Source organism: Candidatus Palauibacter australiensis (assembly GCA_026705295.1).
Lineage (GTDB): Bacteria > Gemmatimonadota > Gemmatimonadetes > Palauibacterales > Palauibacteraceae > Palauibacter > Palauibacter australiensis.
This window is the reverse complement of sequence record JAPPBA010000155.1, coordinates 1-18,072: the sequence shown is the minus strand read 5'-3', so window position 1 is coordinate 18,072 and position 18,072 is coordinate 1. Positions and strand designations below refer to the sequence as shown.

15 protein-coding genes are annotated in these 18,072 nt (G+C 70.7%); 8 read left to right on the top strand and 7 right to left on the bottom strand.

The window, feature by feature from the left end; genetic code table 11:
* Positions 1-7: 7 nt before the first annotated feature.
* The gene (gene uvrA, locus OXN85_12855) at positions 8-2,947 is read right to left on the bottom strand and encodes an excinuclease ABC subunit UvrA (GenBank protein MCY3600848.1); all 2,940 of its coding nucleotides are present in this window, start codon (positions 2,945-2,947) and stop codon (positions 8-10) included.
* A gap of 75 nt (positions 2,948-3,022) precedes the next feature.
* Between uvrA and OXN85_12850 the strand changes: the two genes are divergently transcribed.
* Both OXN85_12850 and OXN85_12845 read left to right on the top strand, forming a co-directional pair.
* The gene (locus tag OXN85_12850) at positions 3,023-4,915 is read left to right on the top strand and encodes an ABC transporter ATP-binding protein (protein ID MCY3600847.1); all 1,893 of its coding nucleotides are present in this window, start codon (positions 3,023-3,025) and stop codon (positions 4,913-4,915) included.
* Positions 4,912-5,130 (top strand): PLD nuclease N-terminal domain-containing protein, encoded by a 219-nt coding sequence (locus OXN85_12845; protein ID MCY3600846.1) that lies wholly within the window; start codon positions 4,912-4,914, stop codon positions 5,128-5,130. The genes OXN85_12850 and OXN85_12845 overlap by 4 nt, the downstream gene beginning before the upstream one ends.
* Before the next feature lie 37 nt (positions 5,131-5,167).
* Here OXN85_12845 and OXN85_12840 read toward each other — a convergent pair whose 3' ends face one another.
* A complete protein-coding gene (locus OXN85_12840; GenBank protein MCY3600845.1) occupies positions 5,168-6,499 on the bottom strand; it encodes a hypothetical protein in 1,332 nt (443 codons plus the stop codon).
* 70 nt (positions 6,500-6,569) lie between these two features.
* On the opposite strand from OXN85_12840, the gene OXN85_12835 reads away from it, so the two are divergent.
* The 3 genes from OXN85_12835 to OXN85_12825 are packed head-to-tail and all read left to right on the top strand — an operon-like array spanning position 6,570 to position 9,000.
* Positions 6,570-7,667 carry a DNA adenine methylase gene (locus OXN85_12835; GenBank protein ID MCY3600844.1) on the top strand — a complete coding sequence of 366 codons (1,098 nt, stop codon included), beginning with the start codon at positions 6,570-6,572 and terminating at the stop codon, positions 7,665-7,667.
* Complete coding sequence (locus OXN85_12830; GenBank protein ID MCY3600843.1) at positions 7,664-8,716, top strand: aminopeptidase; 1,053 nt, start codon at positions 7,664-7,666, stop codon at positions 8,714-8,716. The genes OXN85_12835 and OXN85_12830 overlap by 4 nt, the downstream gene beginning before the upstream one ends.
* The gene (locus OXN85_12825; GenBank protein ID MCY3600842.1) at positions 8,713-9,000 is read left to right on the top strand and encodes a Fe(2+)-trafficking protein; all 288 of its coding nucleotides are present in this window, start codon (positions 8,713-8,715) and stop codon (positions 8,998-9,000) included. Before OXN85_12830 ends, OXN85_12825 begins: the two co-directional genes overlap by 4 nt.
* Before the next feature lie 48 nt (positions 9,001-9,048).
* On the opposite strand, the gene leuS is transcribed toward OXN85_12825, so the two are convergent.
* Positions 9,049-11,544, bottom strand: a complete 2,496-nt coding sequence (gene leuS, locus OXN85_12820) for a leucine--tRNA ligase (protein ID MCY3600841.1) — start codon at positions 11,542-11,544, stop codon at positions 9,049-9,051.
* 316 nt (positions 11,545-11,860) lie between these two features.
* A complete protein-coding gene (locus tag OXN85_12815; protein ID MCY3600840.1) occupies positions 11,861-12,268 on the bottom strand; it encodes a DoxX family protein in 408 nt (135 codons plus the stop codon).
* Between the two features lie 77 nt (positions 12,269-12,345).
* Between OXN85_12815 and OXN85_12810 the strand changes: the two genes are divergently transcribed.
* Positions 12,346-13,029: a hypothetical protein gene (locus tag OXN85_12810; GenBank protein ID MCY3600839.1), complete on the top strand. Its 684-nt coding sequence runs from the start codon at positions 12,346-12,348 to the stop codon at positions 13,027-13,029.
* On the opposite strand, the gene OXN85_12805 is transcribed toward OXN85_12810, so the two are convergent.
* Positions 13,026-13,898: a cation diffusion facilitator family transporter gene (locus tag OXN85_12805; GenBank protein ID MCY3600838.1), complete on the bottom strand. Its 873-nt coding sequence runs from the start codon at positions 13,896-13,898 to the stop codon at positions 13,026-13,028. The genes OXN85_12810 and OXN85_12805 overlap by 4 nt on opposite strands.
* Before the next feature lie 10 nt (positions 13,899-13,908).
* A complete protein-coding gene (locus OXN85_12800; protein MCY3600837.1) occupies positions 13,909-14,229 on the bottom strand; it encodes a hypothetical protein in 321 nt (106 codons plus the stop codon).
* A gap of 199 nt (positions 14,230-14,428) precedes the next feature.
* On the opposite strand from OXN85_12800, the gene acs reads away from it, so the two are divergent.
* Both acs and OXN85_12790 read left to right on the top strand, forming a co-directional pair.
* Positions 14,429-16,414 carry an acetate--CoA ligase gene (gene acs / locus OXN85_12795; GenBank protein ID MCY3600836.1) on the top strand — a complete coding sequence of 662 codons (1,986 nt, stop codon included), beginning with the start codon at positions 14,429-14,431 and terminating at the stop codon, positions 16,412-16,414.
* Positions 16,415-16,462: 48 nt separating this feature from the next.
* Complete coding sequence (locus tag OXN85_12790) at positions 16,463-17,698, top strand: MFS transporter (protein MCY3600835.1); 1,236 nt, start codon at positions 16,463-16,465, stop codon at positions 17,696-17,698.
* Positions 17,699-17,716: 18 nt separating this feature from the next.
* Here the strand turns inward: OXN85_12790 and OXN85_12785 are convergent, their stop codons facing one another.
* Positions 17,717-17,986 carry a type II toxin-antitoxin system RelE/ParE family toxin gene (locus OXN85_12785; protein MCY3600834.1) on the bottom strand — a complete coding sequence of 90 codons (270 nt, stop codon included), beginning with the start codon at positions 17,984-17,986 and terminating at the stop codon, positions 17,717-17,719.
* Positions 17,987-18,072: the final 86 nt, after the last annotated feature.

Sequence of the window (18,072 nt, the reverse complement as noted above, 5' to 3'; positions counted from 1 at the left end):
GCTTCGGTCACGCCGACTCCGCTCCGGCCACGGCGGCATCGAGGCCGAGGCGTTGCGCCCGCGCGCGGAGGAAGGCACCGGTGAGGGAGGCCTCGGACTCCGCGATCTCGGCGGGTGGACCCGCCGCCACGATGCGGCCGCCGTCCTCCGCGGCCCCGGGCCCCATGTCGATGACCCAATCGGCCTCCGCGACCACGTCGAGGTTGTGTTCGACGACGACGACCGCGTGCCCTTCCTTCACGAGTTCGCGCAGTACAGCGACGAGGGTGCCGACTTCCGCCACGCCGAGGCCCACCGTGGGTTCGTCGAGGATGTACAGCCTGCGCCCCGCGCCCCCTCGGCGCGCGAGTTCCCGGGCGATCTTGAGGCGCTGCGCCTCCCCTCCGGAGAGCGTCGTGGCGGGCTGGCCGAGCCGAAGGTATCCCAGACCCACTCGTTGCAGTTGCCACAGCCGGGCTCCGAGACGGTCGTGGCGGATGAAGAAGCGGATCGCTTCGTCCACGGTCATGTCCAGTGCGTCGCGGATCGAACGGCCGCGGATCCCGATCTCCAGCACCTCCGGACGGTAGCGCGACCCCCCGCACGCCTCGCAGGGCACGGAGACGTCGGCCAGGAAGACCATCTCCACCGTCTCCTCCCCCGCGCCCTTGCATTGCTCGCAGCGCCCGCCCGGGCGGTTGAAGGAGAAGTATCCCGCCTCGTAGCCGCGGGAGCGCGCTTCCGGGAGGGCGGCGTATGCGTTCCTCAGCGCCGTGAAGGCTCCGATGTAGGTCGCGGGATTCGAGCGCGGGGTGCGGCCGATCGGCCGCTGGTCGACGAGCACGACATCCTCCAGGAGTTCCGCCCCTTCGAGCCGGTCCCAGGCGCCGGCGGGCTCGCCCAGGTGCGGTTTGGCGGAGGACCGGTCCGTGATCTCCCGCTCGAGGGCGTGGTACAGCACCCCGCGGATGAGCGTCGACTTCCCGGAGCCGGAGACGCCGGTGACGAGCGTGAGCGCCCCCAGCGGGACCGCCACGTCCACATCCCGCACGTTGTGCAGGCGGGCGCCGCGCAGGACGAGTTCGGGACCGCCGCCAGGCCGAGCGCCGCCAGGCCGAGCGCCGCCCCGCCCTGTGCCGCCCCGCCCTGTGCCGCCCTGCCCGGCGGCGGCCGCCCGCTGCTGGAGGGCCTGGCCGGTTCCGGTCTCCGCCGCGAGAAGATCGGCCCAGCCGCCCTCGAACACGATCTCGCCGCCCTGTTCCCCGGCCCGGGGGCCCAGTTCCACGATGCGGTCGGCGCGCTCCAGCACCGCGGGCTCGTGCTCGACGACGAGGACGGTGTTGCCGCGGCTCGCGAGCCGTTCGAGGACGCCGGTGAAGGCGTCGATGTCGTGCGGATGAAGGCCGATCGTGGGTTCGTCGAGGACATAGAGCGTGCCGACCAGCCGGCTCCCGAGACAGCTGGCGAGGCGGATCCTCTGCATCTCCCCCCCGGAGAGGGATCGAGCCTGCCGGTCCAGCGTCAGGTACCCGAGCCCGACTTCCGCGAGAAACGAGGTCCGGTGCTCGAGTTCGCGCAGGATCGTCGACGCCACGTGACGCTGGAAGGGGGTGAGGTCGAGTCCTTCCGCGAGCCAGGCGGAGAGATCCTTCACCGTCCAGCGGGCGACTTCGGCGATGTGTCGCCCGGCGACGCGCACGTTCAGCGCCTCCGGCTTCAGGCGGTAGCCCTCGCAGCCGGAACACCGCTCCGGAAGCTGATACTGGCGCAGGAAGACACGGATGTACGCTTTATACCGCTTTTTTTCCTTCGAGCGGAGAAACGGGATCACGCCCCGAAAGCGCTCCTCGGCGTACCGCCCTCCGTTCAACAGGACGTCGCGGCCTGCCTCGGGAAGCGCCTCCCACGGGAGAGTCGTGTCGAGCCCGGAGGCGGCGGCGAACTGTCTCAGCCGCGCGCGCTCGCGCCGGTAGCGGGGCTTCGACCATGGATCGAGGGCTCCCTCTTCCAGTGAACGGCCCGGGTCGGGAACGATCAGTTGGGGGGAGTACTCGAGCACGGCGCCGAACCCCGTGCAGGTGTCGCACGCTCCGGCGGGGCTGTTGAAGCTGAACAGTTGGGGGGTGGGGCGCGGAAACGCGGCGCCGCACGCTCCGCAGCGATGGGCCTCTTCGAAGTCGCGGCGCTCGGGGGTCGAGGTACCGCGCCGCCAGACGAGCGCGACGGCGGCGCCCCTCCCCTCGGCGAAGGCGGCCGCGAGCGAATCCGCGATCCGTTCCCGGTCCTCCGCCCGGGACCCGACCCGGTCCACGACCACGAGCGCCTCCCGCGCCTGCGTCAACGCGCGCGTGGCGTCCCCTCCTCCCTCTTCTTCTTCTCCTTCTTCTCCCTCCAGATCGATGTCCGGCAGGTAGAGTTCGCGGCCGTCGGCGAGGAGGCGGACATACCCCCGCGCCCTGAGGTTCTGCACCACCCTCGCGCCGTCCGCGCGCTCCTCGGGGGGGACGGGGAAGGCGATGGCGAGCCGCGCGTCGGGACCGGCATCGAGGAGCGCATCGGTGGCCGACGTCACGGTGTCCGGCACGACGACACGCCCGCACTCCGGACACACGGTCGTCCCCACGCGCGCCCACAGCAGTCTCAGGTAGTCGTAGACCTCCGTGATCGTGCCGACGGTGGAGCGGCTCGACTGCACGCGGTTGCTCTGGTCGATGGCGACGGAAGGGCTCACGCCCTCGACGAGATCGACGGCGGGCTTCGGCATCCGCTCGAGAAACTGCTTGGCGTAGGTGGAGAGCGACTCGATGTACCGCCGCTGTCCTTCGGCGTAGATCGTGTCGAAGGCGAGGCTGGATTTCCCCGAGCCGGAGGGCCCCGTGAGGACGGTGAGGGCCCCGCGCTCGATGTCGATGTCGATGCCCTTCAGGTTGTGCTGCCGGGCGCCCCGGACCCGGATCCGCTCGCTCATGGAAGCATGATGGCCGGCGGCGGCGGGGCGCGCCAACCTGATTGGACCGCGGGCGGCGAGTTCGTACTATGGGGCATGCAAGCGCCTGACGGTCCCCTCCAGGAAGAAGAAGCGCTCGGGAAGGCGTACGACGCCCGTCTGATGAAGCGCCTGCTCTCGTACCTGAGACCGTACCGGGGCAGGGTCGCGCTCGCCGTGCTGATGCTCGTGGCCGCCTCGGGGCTCGCGCTCGTCGGCCCCTGGCTGACGATGGAGGTCATCGACCACGCGATTCCGGACGGCGACTTCGGTGCCCTCCGCACCTTTGGGATCCTCTTCTTCGTCACGCTCCTCCTCTCCGGACTGCTGGAGTACGGGCGCACGATCCTGACCACGTGGATCGGGCAGAACGTGATGCTCGACCTGCGGCAGGAGATCTTCCGGCACCTGCAGCGCCTGCGGCTGGCGTACTTCGACCGGAACCCCGTCGGACGCCTGATGACGCGGCTCACGAGCGACGTCGAGGTTCTGAACGAGATGTTCACCTCCGGGGTCGTGACGATCTTCGGGGACGTGTTCACGGTCGCTTTCATCATGATCGCCATGCTCGTCATGGACTGGCGGCTCGCCCTCGTGACGTTCGCGGTCCTCCCCCTCGTGTTCATGGCCGCGTGGCTCTTCCGGAAGAAGGTGCGCGAGGCGTACCGCGACATCCGGATCCGGCTCGCGCGCATCAACGCCTTCCTGCAGGAACGGATCACGGGGGTGCGCGTCGTGCAGTTGTTCCGGCAGGAGCGGGCGGCGACGCGCTGGTTCGGCGACATCAACGATGACCACCTCGAGGCCCACCTGCGCTCGATCACGTACTACGCGCTCTTCTTTCCCGTCATCGAGGTGCTCGCGTCCGTCGCGCTCGCGCTGATTATCTGGTACGGGGGCAACCAGGCCCTCCAGGGGACGCTCACGATCGGGGTCATCGCGGCCTTCCTGCAGTACGCGAAGCGGTTCTTCCGGCCCATCCAGGACCTGTCCGAGAAGTACAACATCCTGCAGGGGGCGATGGCGAGTTCGGAGCGGATCTTCCGGCTCCTGGACGAGGCGCCGGGAATCGAGGACCCGAAGAACCCGACGGAGCTTCCGGCGCGCGTGAGGGGCCGCATCGAGTTCGAGGACGTCTGGTTCCGGTACCTGTCGCCGGAGGAGGACGCGGCGGGGGTCACCACGCCCGCCCTGGCGCACGCGGCGGCCTGGGAAGGGGCGGAGGGGCGGCTCGACGAGGACGCGCCTGACGACGGCTGGGTGCTGCGCGGCATCAGCTTCACGGCGGAGCCCGGACAGCGGCTCGCGGTCGTCGGGGCGACCGGCGCGGGCAAGACAACGCTGTTCAGCCTCCTCATGCGCTTCTACGAGCCGCAGCGCGGGCGCATTACGCTCGACGGGGTCGACATCCGGGAGCTGCGGCTCTCCGACCTCCGTCGCCGGATGGGCCTCGTGCTGCAGGACGTCTATCTCTTCTCGGGCTCCGCCGCGAACAACATCGCGCTCGACCGCAAAGCGGTGGGGCGGGACGAGATCCGGGAGGCGGCCCGCCAGGTCGGGGTCGACCGGCACCTCGCGCGGCTGCCGAAGAAGTACGACGAGCCGCTGAGCGAGCGGGGCGGGAATCTGTCGGTCGGCGAGCGCCAACTGGTGTCCTTCGCCCGCGCGCTCGCGGGGGATCCGCCCATCCTGCTCCTGGACGAGGCGACGAGTTCGGTGGACTCGGAGATCGAGGCGGAGATCCAGGCGGCGCTGGAACGGCTGATGAAGGGGCGGACGAGCCTGGTGATCGCGCACCGGCTCTCCACCATCCAGGGCGCTGATCGCATCCTCGTGCTCCACCACGGACGCATCAGCGAATCCGGCACGCACGACACGCTGATTGAGAGCGGCGGGCTCTACGCGCAGCTCCACCGCCTCCAGTTTCAGAAGCCGACGGCCGCCGCATGAACGCCGCGTTGGACTGGGCGGCGACGCTGGACCCGCGCCTCGTGCTCCTGGCGCTGCTCGCGGCCCTGAACCTCTGGGCGACCGGCATCACCGCGCTCTCCGACGCGCCGAGGCGAGAGAAGACGCTGTGGGTCGCGGTGATCTTCCTCTGCCCCATCGTCGGCAGCGTGCTCTGGTTCGTGTTCGGCCCGAAACTCTGGGCGGAGAGGCGCTAACGGGTCACAGGCCGACGGCTGCGCCCCGTGCCGCGGGTCAGGACGGCCAGAGGGGGCGCAGCAGTTCCACCGTACGGTCGGCGGCGCCGGCGCCCGCCTCGGCGAACGCGCGGGCGGCCCGGGCGTGGTGTTGGCGGCGAGGCGGGCGGGCCAGCCCGGTCAGGGTGTCCGCGAGCGCGCCGGCCGGAGAGACGAGCCCGCCGCCGGCCGCCGCGAGGGCGCGGGCGTCGGCCCGGTCGTGGCGCGGGCCGAAGACGACGGGCAGCCCGGCTGCGGCGGGCTCGAGCACGTTGTGGAGCCCGGTGCCCCCGAGGCCGCCGCCGACATAGGCCACGTCGCCCGCCGCGTACAGCTCGGCCAGCCGGCCGACCTCGTCGAAGACGATGACGGAGGCGTCGGGTCCGGCGTCGGGCTCCGCGGCGGCCTCGCCGATCCGGCTCCAGCGGATGACGCGTTCCCCGCGGGCCGTGCACGACGCGACGAGGGCGTCGACGTGCGCGGCGGTCGGCTCGTGCGGCGCGATCACGAGCTGCCATCCCGGGCCGCCGCCTCGCCGCACGGCCGCCGCGGCATCGAGCAACGCCTTCTCGTCCGCGGGCCACGTCGAGCCGGCAATGAGCCGCAGGGCCGCTCCGTCCGCCGCTCCGAGCGCGGCGCGGAAAGACGCGGCCGAGCCGTCGCTCCGAGCGCGGTCGGCCCGTTCGAGCGCCAGGTCGAACGCCGCGTCCCCCGTCACCGCCAGCGCCCCCGGCCGAACGCCGAGCGCTTCGAGTCGCCGTGCGTCCTCCGGGCTCGCGGCGCCGACCGCGTCCAGCCCGGCGTACGACGCGCGGAAGAGCCGGCGGGCGAGGGCGCCGGAGCGGCGGCTCCCGTCGCGGACAGTGCCGTTGATGAGCGCGGCGGGCACTCCGGCCCGCGCGGCCGCCGCCGCGAGTCCGGGCCACACGTCCAGCTTCGCGAACACGAGGAGGCCGGGCCGCACGGCGGCGAACGCCGCATCGCAGTCGCGCGCGCGGTCGAGCGGCGGCGCCCCGGAGTGATCCGGATCGAGCCACACGAGCGCCGCCCGGCCTGACGCCGAGCCGTGCGTGACGACGAGCTGCACGCGCCCGCCGGCGCGCGATCCGGACCGTGCGCCGCGCAGATGCCGGATGGCCGGCGCCGCGCCGAGCAGCTCGCCAGCGGAAGCGCCGTGGAGCCACACGAGCGGCCCGGGCTCCCGGCCCCGGCCCCAGGCGGCCAGCTCCGCGCCACCGCGCCGCCGGACCTCCACCGCCCGCGCGATGTGCGGGCGGGCGCGCCGGAGCAGAGGCGCCGCCGCGAGCGCGACGCCAGCCGCCGCCTCCGTGAGCCGCGCTCCAACGTTCACGGACGCACCCCGGCGTTCACAACCGCGCCCCGGAGCTTTTCGCCCGCATCCCGTCTCCATATTCTCCCGCGTGCGCTATCTCGGGAACAAAACGAAGCTCGTCCCCTTCCTGCTGGAGACCGTGGACCGGTTCCAGGAGGCGCCCGGCGTCGCTTGCGACCCGTTCGCCGGCACCGCCAGCGTGTCGGCGGCGCTCAAGGAGAAGGGCTGGCAGGTCCACGCGGGCGACCTGATGGCGTCCTCCTACGCCCTCCAGATCGCGCGGGTGCAACTGGACGCGCCCCCGCGCTACCCTGCCTCGCTCCTCCCGGCGGCGGCCCGCAACGGGAGGCGGGAGATCGGCTACCGCGCCCTGCTCGAAGGGCTGGCCGACCTCGACGGGCCGGACCGCCGCGGGTTCATCTCCGAGCACTACACGAGCGACGAAACCACCGGCCGCGAGCACGGGCGCATGTACTTCTCTCCCGAGAACGGACGGAAGATCGACGCGGTCCGGACGCGGATCGAACGCTGGATGCGCGGGACCTCCCACAGCGAAGCCGCGGCGCAGCTCCTGATCGCGACGCTCATCGAGGCCGCCGACCGCGTGGCGAACACGACAGGCGTGTACGCCTCGTTCGTGAAGACGATGCAGCCGAACGCCCTGCGCGCGCTCGAACTCCGCCCCATCGAACCGACCCCGCGCAAGGAAGGGGCCGGCGCCTGCAGCGCGTTTCGCGGACCCGCCGCCCGCCTCCTGGAATCCGTCGGTCCCGTCGATCTCGTCTATCTCGACCCCCCTTACAACGGCCGGCAATATCCCGCGTATTATCACATCCCCGAACTCCTCGCGCTCGGCTGGGCCACGCCGCCGGAGATCCGCGGAAAGACGGGACTCATACCCGACGAGGCGCAGCGCTCGGACTGGTGCCGCAAGCACCGGGCTCCGGACGCGCTGCGGGAGGTGCTGGAGGCCGCGGACGGACGCCACATCCTGTTCAGCTACAACGACGAGGGGCACCTGGCCCGCGCCGCGATCGAGGAGGCGCTGCGCGAACGCGGCCTGCCCGACACCTACGCGTTCCACCACCGGCCCTACCGCCGCTACCGGAGCGACGCCGACGGCCCGCGGCGGAGCTACCTGCGCGACGACGTGCGGGAACACCTCCACTACGTGAAGTGCGCGTGAGCGCGGCGCGCTGGAGAACCGCGCTCCTGCTGCTCCTGCTGTGCGCGGGCGGCTGCTCGCCGGCGTACGTCCTGCGCGCCGGCTGGGAGGAGGCCCGCATCCTCTCGGCGCGCCGTCCCATTCGGGCCGTGATCCACGACACGACCGTGGCCCGCGAGACCCGCGACAAGTTGCGGCTCGTCCTCGACGCGAGAGACTTCGCCGAACGCGACCTGGGGCTGCGCGCGGGGGCGAGCTACGAGTCGTTCACGCAACTCCACCGCGACACGCTGGTCCTGATCGTGCTCGCCGCCCCGGAGTTCGATCTCCGCTGGAAGACGTGGTGGTTCCCCATCGTCGGCCACGTCCCGTACAAGGGATACTTCGACTTCGAGGACGCCCACGCGGAGGCCGCCGGCCTGGCCGAGGAAGGCTACGACGTCTCGGTGCGGCCGGTCGCCGCTTTCTCGACGCTGGGCTGGTTCCCCGACCCCATCATGTCGACGACGCTGCGCCTCGACAGCCTCGGGATCGTCGAGACGGTGATCCACGAGATCACGCACAGCACGTACTTCCCCACCGGCCAGGCCGATTTCAACGAGAGCTTCGCGAACTTCGTCGGCTACCGCGGCGCCATCGAGTTCTTCTGCGAGGCGGTGGCGGACGAGAGCGCCTGCGTGCGGGCGCGGTGGAGGTGGGAGGATACGCGCCTGTTCGGCGACTTCTTCCATTCCATCCTCGCGCCGCTGGAGGAGGTGTACGCCTCCGCCATGCCCGACGACGCGAAGCGGGCGGCCAAACGCGAGGTGTTCGAGGCGGCGGCCCATCGCTTCGAGACGGAGTACAAGCCGCGGCTGCACGCGCAGTACGGCTCGATCGACCCGGACGGTCTCGACAACGCGTGGATGATCTCGCGCCTGCTGTACTACACGAGACTGGACGACTTCGAGCGCGTGTACGAGTCGCACGGCGGCCTGGTGCCCTCCGTTGAAGCGCTGATGCGGGAGGCCGAATCCGGCGACCCGTGGGAGGCCCTGACGCGCCTGGTGGTTCGGGAGGGTTCGAGATGACGGAACCGTTTGTCTGCGTGCGCTGCGGCCGCGACGACCAGGGCCGGATCGAGCGCTTCCCGTTCCCGAGCGCGCTCGGCGAGCGGATCGTGGCCGAGATCTGCGCCCCCTGCTGGGAGGAGTGGAAGAAGCGGCAAATGCTCCTCATCAACCACTACGGGCTCAAGCTCCACGAAGCCGCGGCGCGCGAGTTCCTCTACAAGAACCTGAGGATCCACCTCTTCGGCGAGGAGGGCACCGCCGCCCCCATCGACACCGGCGCGGAAGGGTCCGTCGAGTGGTAGGCGGTGGGCGGCGGACGCCCTGGGGTCGGGCTCGAAGCTGACGCCGCGCTACGAGACGACGAGGTTGAGCATGCGGTCCGGGACGTGGATCACCTTCCGGATCGCGACCCCGTCGAGGCGCCGGATCACGTTCGCCTCGGCCAGCGCCGCCTCGCGAACGACATCTTCCGGGGCTCCGCGCGCGACGCGGATCGTCGCCCGCAGCCGGCCGTTCACCTGCACCGGAAGCTCCACCTCGTCGACCATGAGCTTGCGCTCGTCCCAGGCCGGCCACTCGGCGTGATCGAAGAGGCTCGATGCGCCGCCGAGGCGGGCCCACAGCTCCTCCGCAATGTGGGGCGCGACGGGCGCGATCAGGATCACGAGCGGCCGCACCTCGTCGATCGAGGCCGTGCGCCCGCCGGCGCGCAGCGTGTTCAGGTAGTCCATGGCCGCGGCGATCGCCGTGTTGTAGCTCAGCGCCTCCAGGTCCTCCGAGATCTGCCGGATCGTGGCGTGCAGCGCCCGCTCCACCCCCGGATCGTCGAATCCCGTGCGCCCCGCCTCGGCCGCGGCCGTCACGCTGTCCCACACCTTCTTCAGGAAGCGCTCGGGACCGGCCAGACCGCTGTCGCGGAAGTCCCCGCCGCGCTGGAAGGGGCCGAGGAACATGAGGTACATGCGGAACGTGTCCGCGCCGTAGCGTTGGATGTACTGGTCCGGCAGGATCACGTTGCCGCGCGACTTCGAGATCTTGGCGCCGTCCCGGATGAGGAGGCCGTGTTTGCGGAAGCAGTCGTACGGCTCCTCGAACTCGAGGTGCCCGAGGTCGTGCAGCACCATCGTGAGGAAGCGGGAGTAGAGGAGGTGGAGGACGGAGTGTTCCTCGCCTCCGATGTAGCTGCTGACGGGTAGCCACGCCTGCGTCCGCTCGGGGTCGAAGGGGCGATCGTCGAACTCGGTCGAGGGATAGCGCAGGAAGTACCAGCCCGAGTCGAGGAAGGTGTCGGAGACGTCGGTCTCGCGCCGCGCGTCGGCGCCGCACGCCGGACACACCGCCGTGTAGAACTCCGGGTCGCGCGCGAGCGGACTCACGCCCGTCGCCGTGGGGCGGAAGTCCTCCACGTACGGGAGGACGACGGGGAGGTCCTCCTCCGGCACCGCCTGCGGACCGCAGCTGTCGCAGTAGATGATGGGGATCGGGGGTCCCCAGTACCGCTGGCGGGAGATACACCAGTCGTGCAGCCGGTAGTTGACCTCTGCCGCCGCGAGCCCGCGCTCCGCCAGCCACTCGGTGATCGCGCGCCCGCCCGCGTCGGCCTCCATCCCGCTGAAGCGCCCGGAGTTCACGAGCATCTCATCGGCGGTGTGCTCGACGAAGGCGGCCTCCGCCTCGCCTCCTCCGATGTCCGCGGGATCCGCACCCTCCGGGAGCGCCGCGCGGGAGCACACGACCTGGACGATGGACAACCCGAACTGGCGCGCGAAGTCGAAGTCCCGCTGATCGTGCCCGGGCACGGCCATGATCGCGCCGGTGCCGTAGTCCATGAGGACGTAGTCGGCGACCCACACGGGGATGTCCTCCCCGGTGGCCGGGTTCCGCGCGTACCCGCCGGTGAACACGCCCGTCTTGTCGCGATCGTCCGTCTTCTGCCGCTCCACGAGATCGACGGCCGCGGCCGCCCGCACGTAGGCCTCCACCTCGGCGCGGCGCTCGTCCGTCGTGAGCCGCTCGACGAGGGGATGCTCCGGCGCCAGCACCATGAAGGTCGCGCCGAAGAGCGTATCGGGACGGGTGGTGAACACCTCGATCCGGTCCGCGCCGCCCGAGCCCTCCGCGGCGTCCGAGGCTCCCGCAGCGCCCGAGAGCGGGAAGTGCAGCCGCGCGCCGTCGGAGCGGCCGATCCAGTTGCGCTGGGCCGTCTTCGTCGTCTCCGACCAGTCGATCCAGTCCAGGTTGTCGAGCAGGCGCTGCGCGTATTCCGTGATCCGGAAAAACCACTGGCTCAGCATCCGCTGTTCGACCGCGGCGTCGCACCGCTCGCACAGCCCGGCGATCACCTGTTCGTTCGCGAGGACGGTCTGGCACTGCGGGCACCAGTTGACCGCCGCCTCCTTCTTCTCCGCGAGGCCCGCCCTGAAGAGCTGGACGAAGATCCACTGCGTCCACTTGTAGTAGCGGGGGTCCGTCGTATCGACCGTGCGGGACCAGTCGGTCATGAGCCCCGCCGCCCTCAGCATCCGCTCGAAGTTGCGGATGTTCGAGGGGATCAACTCCATCGGGTGCGTGTCGACCTTGAGCGCGTGGTTCTCCGAGTGGATGCCGAACGCGTCGTAGCCGATGGGCTCGAAGACGTCGTCGCCCCGCAGGCGGCGGAAACGCCCGTAGATGTCGGCCCCCGTGAAGGCGTACAGGTTGCCGACGTGCAGCCCCTCGGCCGACGGGTAGGGGTACATCATGAGGTTGAAGAACGGGCGCTCGGCGGCGTCGAGGTCGGGCTCGTTGGTCCCGTTCTCCTCCCACCAGGCCTGCCACCGGGCTTCGATGGCGATCGGGTCGTACATGGGTCGCGGGTCCGCTCCGTCTACGGGATCACGCCGGGGAGATTAGCAGGCCGTGGCAAAAGCCCCGCTGCGTTCGAGCGGCGCTGCATCTCGCCTGAAACGCTGCGCTCTGCGTCGCTCCTCGGTCACGTAGCGCTGCTATGCTCCCTCGTCGCTCCTTGTCAGGCGAGCGCTTCGCCGCTCTCGGCGCTGACGCGGGGTTTTGCCACGGCCTGCCGGCAGCCCGTGGCAAAAACCGAGACGGCGGCACCCTGCGGAGGCCGCCGTCCGGCCGCACAAAATGGGGCCGGAACGGCGGCCGAACAACTTGCGACGCTTAGCTCTCCCGGCCGGGACCGGGAACCCTGTCGTCGAGGCTGAACTTTCCGCTTCCCGTCGTCCACAGGAAGAGGAAGATGGCGCAGTACAGGACGGCCAGTTCTCCGCCGTTCACGATCGGCCAGAACTCCATCTCGCGGGCGAAGAAGTGGCGCCACCAGTAGACAACCGCGAAGTGCCCCGTGAGGACGAAGGCGACCCAGCGCGTCCGGATCCCGAGGATGATGAGGATCGGCAGGAAGAACTCGATGAGTCCCGCGATGCCCACCGGCCAGGAAAACCAGTTTCCGACGGCGTCCCTTCCGAACATGCCGAGGAGCTTCTGGGCTCCGTGCTGCCACAACATGAGGCCGGCGGTGACCCGGAGCACGGCGTGAGTGGTTTCCTTCGAGACGGGTGCATTCATGACGCCTCCCATAAAGGGGGGCTCCGGCGTCCGGCGCCGCTTGCAGGCCCGGAAGTACCGCCGTAGCCTTGCGACCCATGATGCCGGTTGATTCTCCGCGCGCACAAGACGGGGAGCTCGAGGGCGAGATCCCCGTTCGCATTCCGCTCGCCCTTCTGCTGACCCTCAAAGACCTCGATACCCCCGAAGATCCGCGGGAACTCGAGGAAATGGACCTCTCCCTGAACCTGCGCCGGCGGCTGGGGCTGTCGAGCGTCGTGCTCAAGCAGATTCGCCGTTACGAGGAGGAGGGCGGGGACGTGCCCGCCGCCGAAGTCGCGAGCCTGTTCGAACTCGTCGCGCGGCGGGTCGATGCTCCGGAGATCTTCGCCTCCACGGGACGCCGGATCACGCGTGAGGCCTTCGGCCCCGGCGGGCGCGTGATGCTGCGCTTCGGGTGGCGGCTGATCCCCCTCGGTCTCCGGCGGATCCTCGCCTGGGGGCAAGCGAAGAAGATCGCCCGCCGCCTCAGTCCCTCCTCGGAGATCCGGATGGAGAAGGGGTTGAACGGGCTCGTGATCCGGCGCGGCCTCCCACTGCTGGCCACAGCGGCCAAGGACGGACGCGGCTGCGAGATCCTGTCCGGGATCATCGACGAGTCGTTCCGGACGTATCGGGCAGTCGAGAGCGACGTCTCACACCCACGGTGCGAAACCCTGGGGGAGGATCACTGCCTCTGGGTGGTCGACGTGGCCGACGCGGTCGACGCGACCGCGGGCTAGCCGTGCGGTTCGACGTGCACGGTCACGTCGGTGAAGCCGATCTGGGCCGCGACCCGCCGCTCCACTTCATCGGCGATTTCGTGCGCACTGACCACCGTTTCCTCGGGCGCGACCCGGATCGTGAGTTCCGCGAAGCGCCCGACCGACTTGCCGCGCGAGCGGACCCGGGTCACGGCGCGCACGCCGGACACGCGGCCCGCCACGTCTTCGATCTCGCGCGGATCGACGGCCCGTTCATCGACGAGGACGGGGATGGTCTCGCGGAAGATCTTGTATCCGGATCGAGCCACGACGAGCGCCACGGCGAGGGCGAGCCATGCGTCGGCCGGGGCCCAGCCGGTCCAGTCGGTGATCGCGAGCCCGACCAGAACTCCCGCCGTCACCAGGACATCGGACGCCGTGTGCCGGGCGTCCGCGGCGAGGATGTCGCTCGACAGCCTCCGGCTCGCCCTCGCCTCGCCGAGGGCGACCGCCCCGTTCACGATGAGGGCCGCGAGGAGCAAGATCATCATCGCCGGTTCGAGATCCGGCGGAGCGCCGCCGCGGATGAGGCGCTCGAAGGCGCTCTGAACGAGTTCGAAGCAGGTGACCGAGAGGAAGGCCGCCACGGCAAGCGCCGCGAGCGTCTCGAACTTGCCGTGTCCGTAGGGGTGTTCGGCGTCCGGCGGGGCGGCCGCGAGGCGCATCGCGGCGAGACCCACGACGTTGTTGATCGCGTCCACGCCCGAGTGGGCCGCGTCGCCCAGCACGGCGATCGACCCCGAGCGGAGCCCCACGATCAGCTTCGCCGCGATCACCGCCACGTTCGCGAGCAGCACCCACCGGAGTATGCGGCGCACCCGTGCGTGGCGGTCCGCCGGCGAATTCACCGCTTCGGACTCATCGCTGGAAGCGCCGCCCCCGGCTGAAGTCCGGTTTCGGCGAGTACCGCTCGGGCTCCTCCCCCTCGTCCCCCCTCTCGTCTTCCCCCTCTTCGCCTTCCGCTTCCCGCATTACCGCGTCGAAGCGGCTCGAACGGGCGCGCTGCCGTCCCCCCAGCAACCAGCGCCAGGGCGACTCGCGCGGCGCCCTTCCCGTCGGCGCATGCTTGTCGTAGAGCCCCGGAGAGCCGAGTCCCACCCAGATGCCGAAGGCGAGGGCGATGAGCGCGCCGAGCGATCCGGCGATGATCAGGATCAGGGCCAGCGTGTCTTCGGTCATGAAACTCCGTGCTTCGTCGCGCCGGGGCGCCGGGTTCTTGCCTGCGCCGCCGGGCGTCGTCTACTGTCACGCTACTGTCACGCCACGCGGCCCCCGGCCGGCCCGTTCGTGTCGACACCGGGTCGACACTAGATGGCGTCGCCGGCGGCTCCATGACAAGCGCGCCCGTCCGTCTCTCCCCTCCCATTCGAGCGATTCCATGACAGAACAGCACCGGGAAATCGATGTCCTGCTGGACGAACAGAGGACTTTCGAGCCGTCGGCGGACTTCGTCGCGGCCGCCCACGTGGGCGATCGCGGCCCCTACGACGAGGCCGGCCGGGACCGCGAGGCGTACTGGGAGGCGTGGGCGCGCCGGCTCGACTGGTTCTCGCCCTGGGACACGGTGCTGGAGTGGGATCCTCCCTTCTCGAAGTGGTTCGTGGGCGGCACGCTCAACGCCGCGTACAACTGTCTCGACCGCCACCTCGAAGCGCGCGGCTCGAAGACGGCGCTGATCTGGGAGGGCGAGCCGGGCGACGTGCGGCGCTACACGTACCGCGAGTTGCACGAGGAGGTGTGCCGCTTCGCGAACGCGCTCAGGGGGCTCGGCGTCGGGAAGGGGGACCGGGTCGCGATCTATCTCCCGATGGTTCCGGAGGCCGCCGTCGCCATGCTCGCCTGCGCGCGCATCGGCGCTCCGCACTCCGTCGTCTTCGGAGGCTTCTCGCCCCAGTCCCTTCGCGACCGGATCGAGGACGCCCACGCCACCTGCGTGATCACGGCGGACGGCGGATATCGACGCGGCGGGATCATCCCTCTCAAGGCGAGCACGGACGCGGCCATCGAGGGTCTCGACTACGTGAAGAGCGTCGTCGTCGTGCAGCGCTCCGCCGTGACCGACCCCGGGGCCGCGCCCCACGGCGACCGGGTGGACACGCCGTCGTGCGCGATGACCGCGGGCCGGGACCACTGGTATCACGACCTGATCGCCGCGGCGGACGCCGATGGCCCCGCCGAGCCGATGGATTCGGAGGACCTGCTCTACATCCTCTACACCTCCGGGACGACGGGGAAGCCGAAGGGCGTGATGCATACGACCGGCGGCTACATGACGCACGTGACCGCGACCGCGAAGTGGGTGTTCGACCTCCGGGAGGACGACATCTACTGGTGCACCGCGGACGTGGGGTGGGTGACGGGCCACTCCTACATCGTGTACGGCCCGCTCGCGAACGGGGCGACGGTGGTGATGTACGAGGGATCGCCCGACTGGCCCGACCGGGGCCGCTTCTGGGAGCTGTGCGAGCGCTACGCGGTGACGGTGTTCTACACGGCGCCGACGGCGATCCGCGCTTTCATGCGGTGGGGGGACGACTGGCCGGCGGGCTACGACCTCTCGAAGCTCCGGCTGCTCGGGACGGTGGGCGAACCCATCAACCCCGAGGCGTGGGTGTGGTACGACCGCCACATCGGCGGCGGCCGCTGCCCGATCGTGGACACGTGGTGGCAGACGGAGACGGGCGGGATCATGATCACGCCGCTCCCCGGAGCGATCACCACGAAGCCGGGGACGGCGACGGTCCCCTTCCCCGGCATCGAGGCGGCGATCCTCGACGAGGACGGGAACCCGGCGGAGTCCGGCTACCTGGCCATCACGTCGCCGTGGCCGGGGATGCTGCGGGGGGTGTGGGGAGACGAGGCACGCTACCGCGAGACGTACTGGTCGAAGTGGCCCGACATCTACTTCCCGGGCGACGGGGCGCGGGTGGACGAGGACGGCTACTACTGGATCATGGGCCGCGTGGACGACGTGCTGAACGTGGCCGGCCACCGGATCGGGACCATGGAGGTGGAGTCGGCGCTCGTCGACCACGAGGCGGTGGCGGAGGCCGCGGTCGTGGGGCGTTCGGACGAGATCAAGGGACAGGCGGTGGCCGCGTTCGTGAGCGTGGTGGAGGGGACGGAGACGTCCGAGGCGCTGCGGCAGGAGCTGCGGGGGCACGTGGCGGCGCAGATCGGCGCGATCGCGCGGCCGGCCGACCTCATCTTCGCCGCCGAACTGCCGAAGACGAGGAGCGGGAAGATCATGCGGCGCCTCCTGCGCGACGTGGCGGAGGGACGGGCGCTGGGCGACACGACGACGCTCGCCGACCCCGCAGTCGTGCGAAGCCTGCAGCAACAGTTCGCCGACAGCGAGGGCTAGCCGAGAGGACCGACCGACGCCATCGCCCGCCCGCCGCCGCCGACGCTCATGACCCCGCGCTCTCCGGACACCGGCGCGCGGGGGGCGGGACAACTCGCGCTGCTCGCGCTGGTCGATCTGCTCGCGATGAGCCTCTGGTTCTCGGCCAGCGCGGTCGTGCCGGAGCTGCGCGAGGCGTGGGGGCTGGACGACGCCGGGGCGGCCTGGCTCACCACCTCCGTGCAACTCGGCTTCGCGACGGGCGCCGTCCTCTCGGCGCTGCTCACGCTCTCGGACGTGTGGGACCCGCGCCGGCTCATCGCGGGGTCCGCCCTCCTCGGCGCGGCCGCCACCGCCGCGATCGCCCTCTTCGCGGACGGTCTCGGCCTCACCATCGTCCTCCGGTTCGTGACGGGGGTCGCCCTGGCGGGCGTCTATCCGCCCGGGATGAAGATGGTCGCCGGGTGGTTTCGCGCCGGGCGCGGGATGGCGATCGGGATCCTCATCGGCGCCCTCGCGGTGGGGAGCGCGATGCCCCATCTGCTCCGGCCGCTCGGAGGGATCGGCGCCTGGCGGCCGGTGCTCCTGCTCGCCTCGGGCCTCGCGGTCGTGGCGGCGGTGCTCGCCGCGACCGGGCTCCGGGCGGGCCCCCACCAGGCGCCGGCCGCGCCCTTCGATCCGCGCGCCGTGCGGCGCATGTTCGCCGACCGGGCGACGATGCTCGCCAACGGCGGCTATTTCGGGCACATGTGGGAACTCTTCGCGATGTGGACGTGGATCCCCGCCTTCCTGGCGGCGAGCTTCGCAGCCGATTCGAGCGCGGGCACGACCCCCTCCCTCGCCTCGTACCTGGCTTTCGCGACGATCGCCGCCGGAGGGCTGGGCGCCGCCGCGGCCGGCATCCTCGCCGACCGCGTGGGCCGGACCGCCGTGACGAGCTGGAGCATGGTGGTGAGCGGCGCCTGCTGCCTGGCGATCGGGCCCCTGTTCGGCGGTCCCGTGTGGCCGGTCGCGGCGGTCTGTTTCGTGTGGGGGTTCGCGATCGTCGCCGATTCCGCGCAGTTCTCCGCCTGCGTGAGCGAACTCGCCGAACCCGAGTACGTCGGCACCGCGCTCACGCTGCAGACGGCGATCGGCTTCCTGCTCACCGTCGCCACCATCCGCCTCGTCCCGGTGTGGGAGGCGGCGCTGGGCTGGGAGTGGGCCTTCGCCCCCCTCGCCATCGGCCCCGCCCTCGGCACCTGGAGCATGCTGGTGTTGCGACGCCGCCCCGAAGCCGCTCGCATCGCCGACGGCCGCCGCTAGGAGCTGCGTGGGTGACCTCTACTGATATATGTCGCGGCGATGGGCGATTCGGATTACCAGGATGCGGATAGTTTCGTCGTCGATCCGAGTCAGAATTCGATAGTCGCCAACGCGGTATCGCCAGAGATCGCGGTATCTTGAGCCCTGCATCGCGGTGCCGAGTTGACGAGGGTTGTCCAGCTTCGCCAATCGATCTTCGAGGAAGGTGCGAAGTCGCCTGCAAACAGGGGGATCCAGTTTGCGCACGGATTTCTGGACGCTCGCGGCATACTCAATCCTCCAACTCACGCCACATCTCTTCCGCACTCACCACCTCTTCCTCCCCCTTCCGGATGCGGTCCAGAACCTGTTCGGCCAGATACACGTCTTCCAGA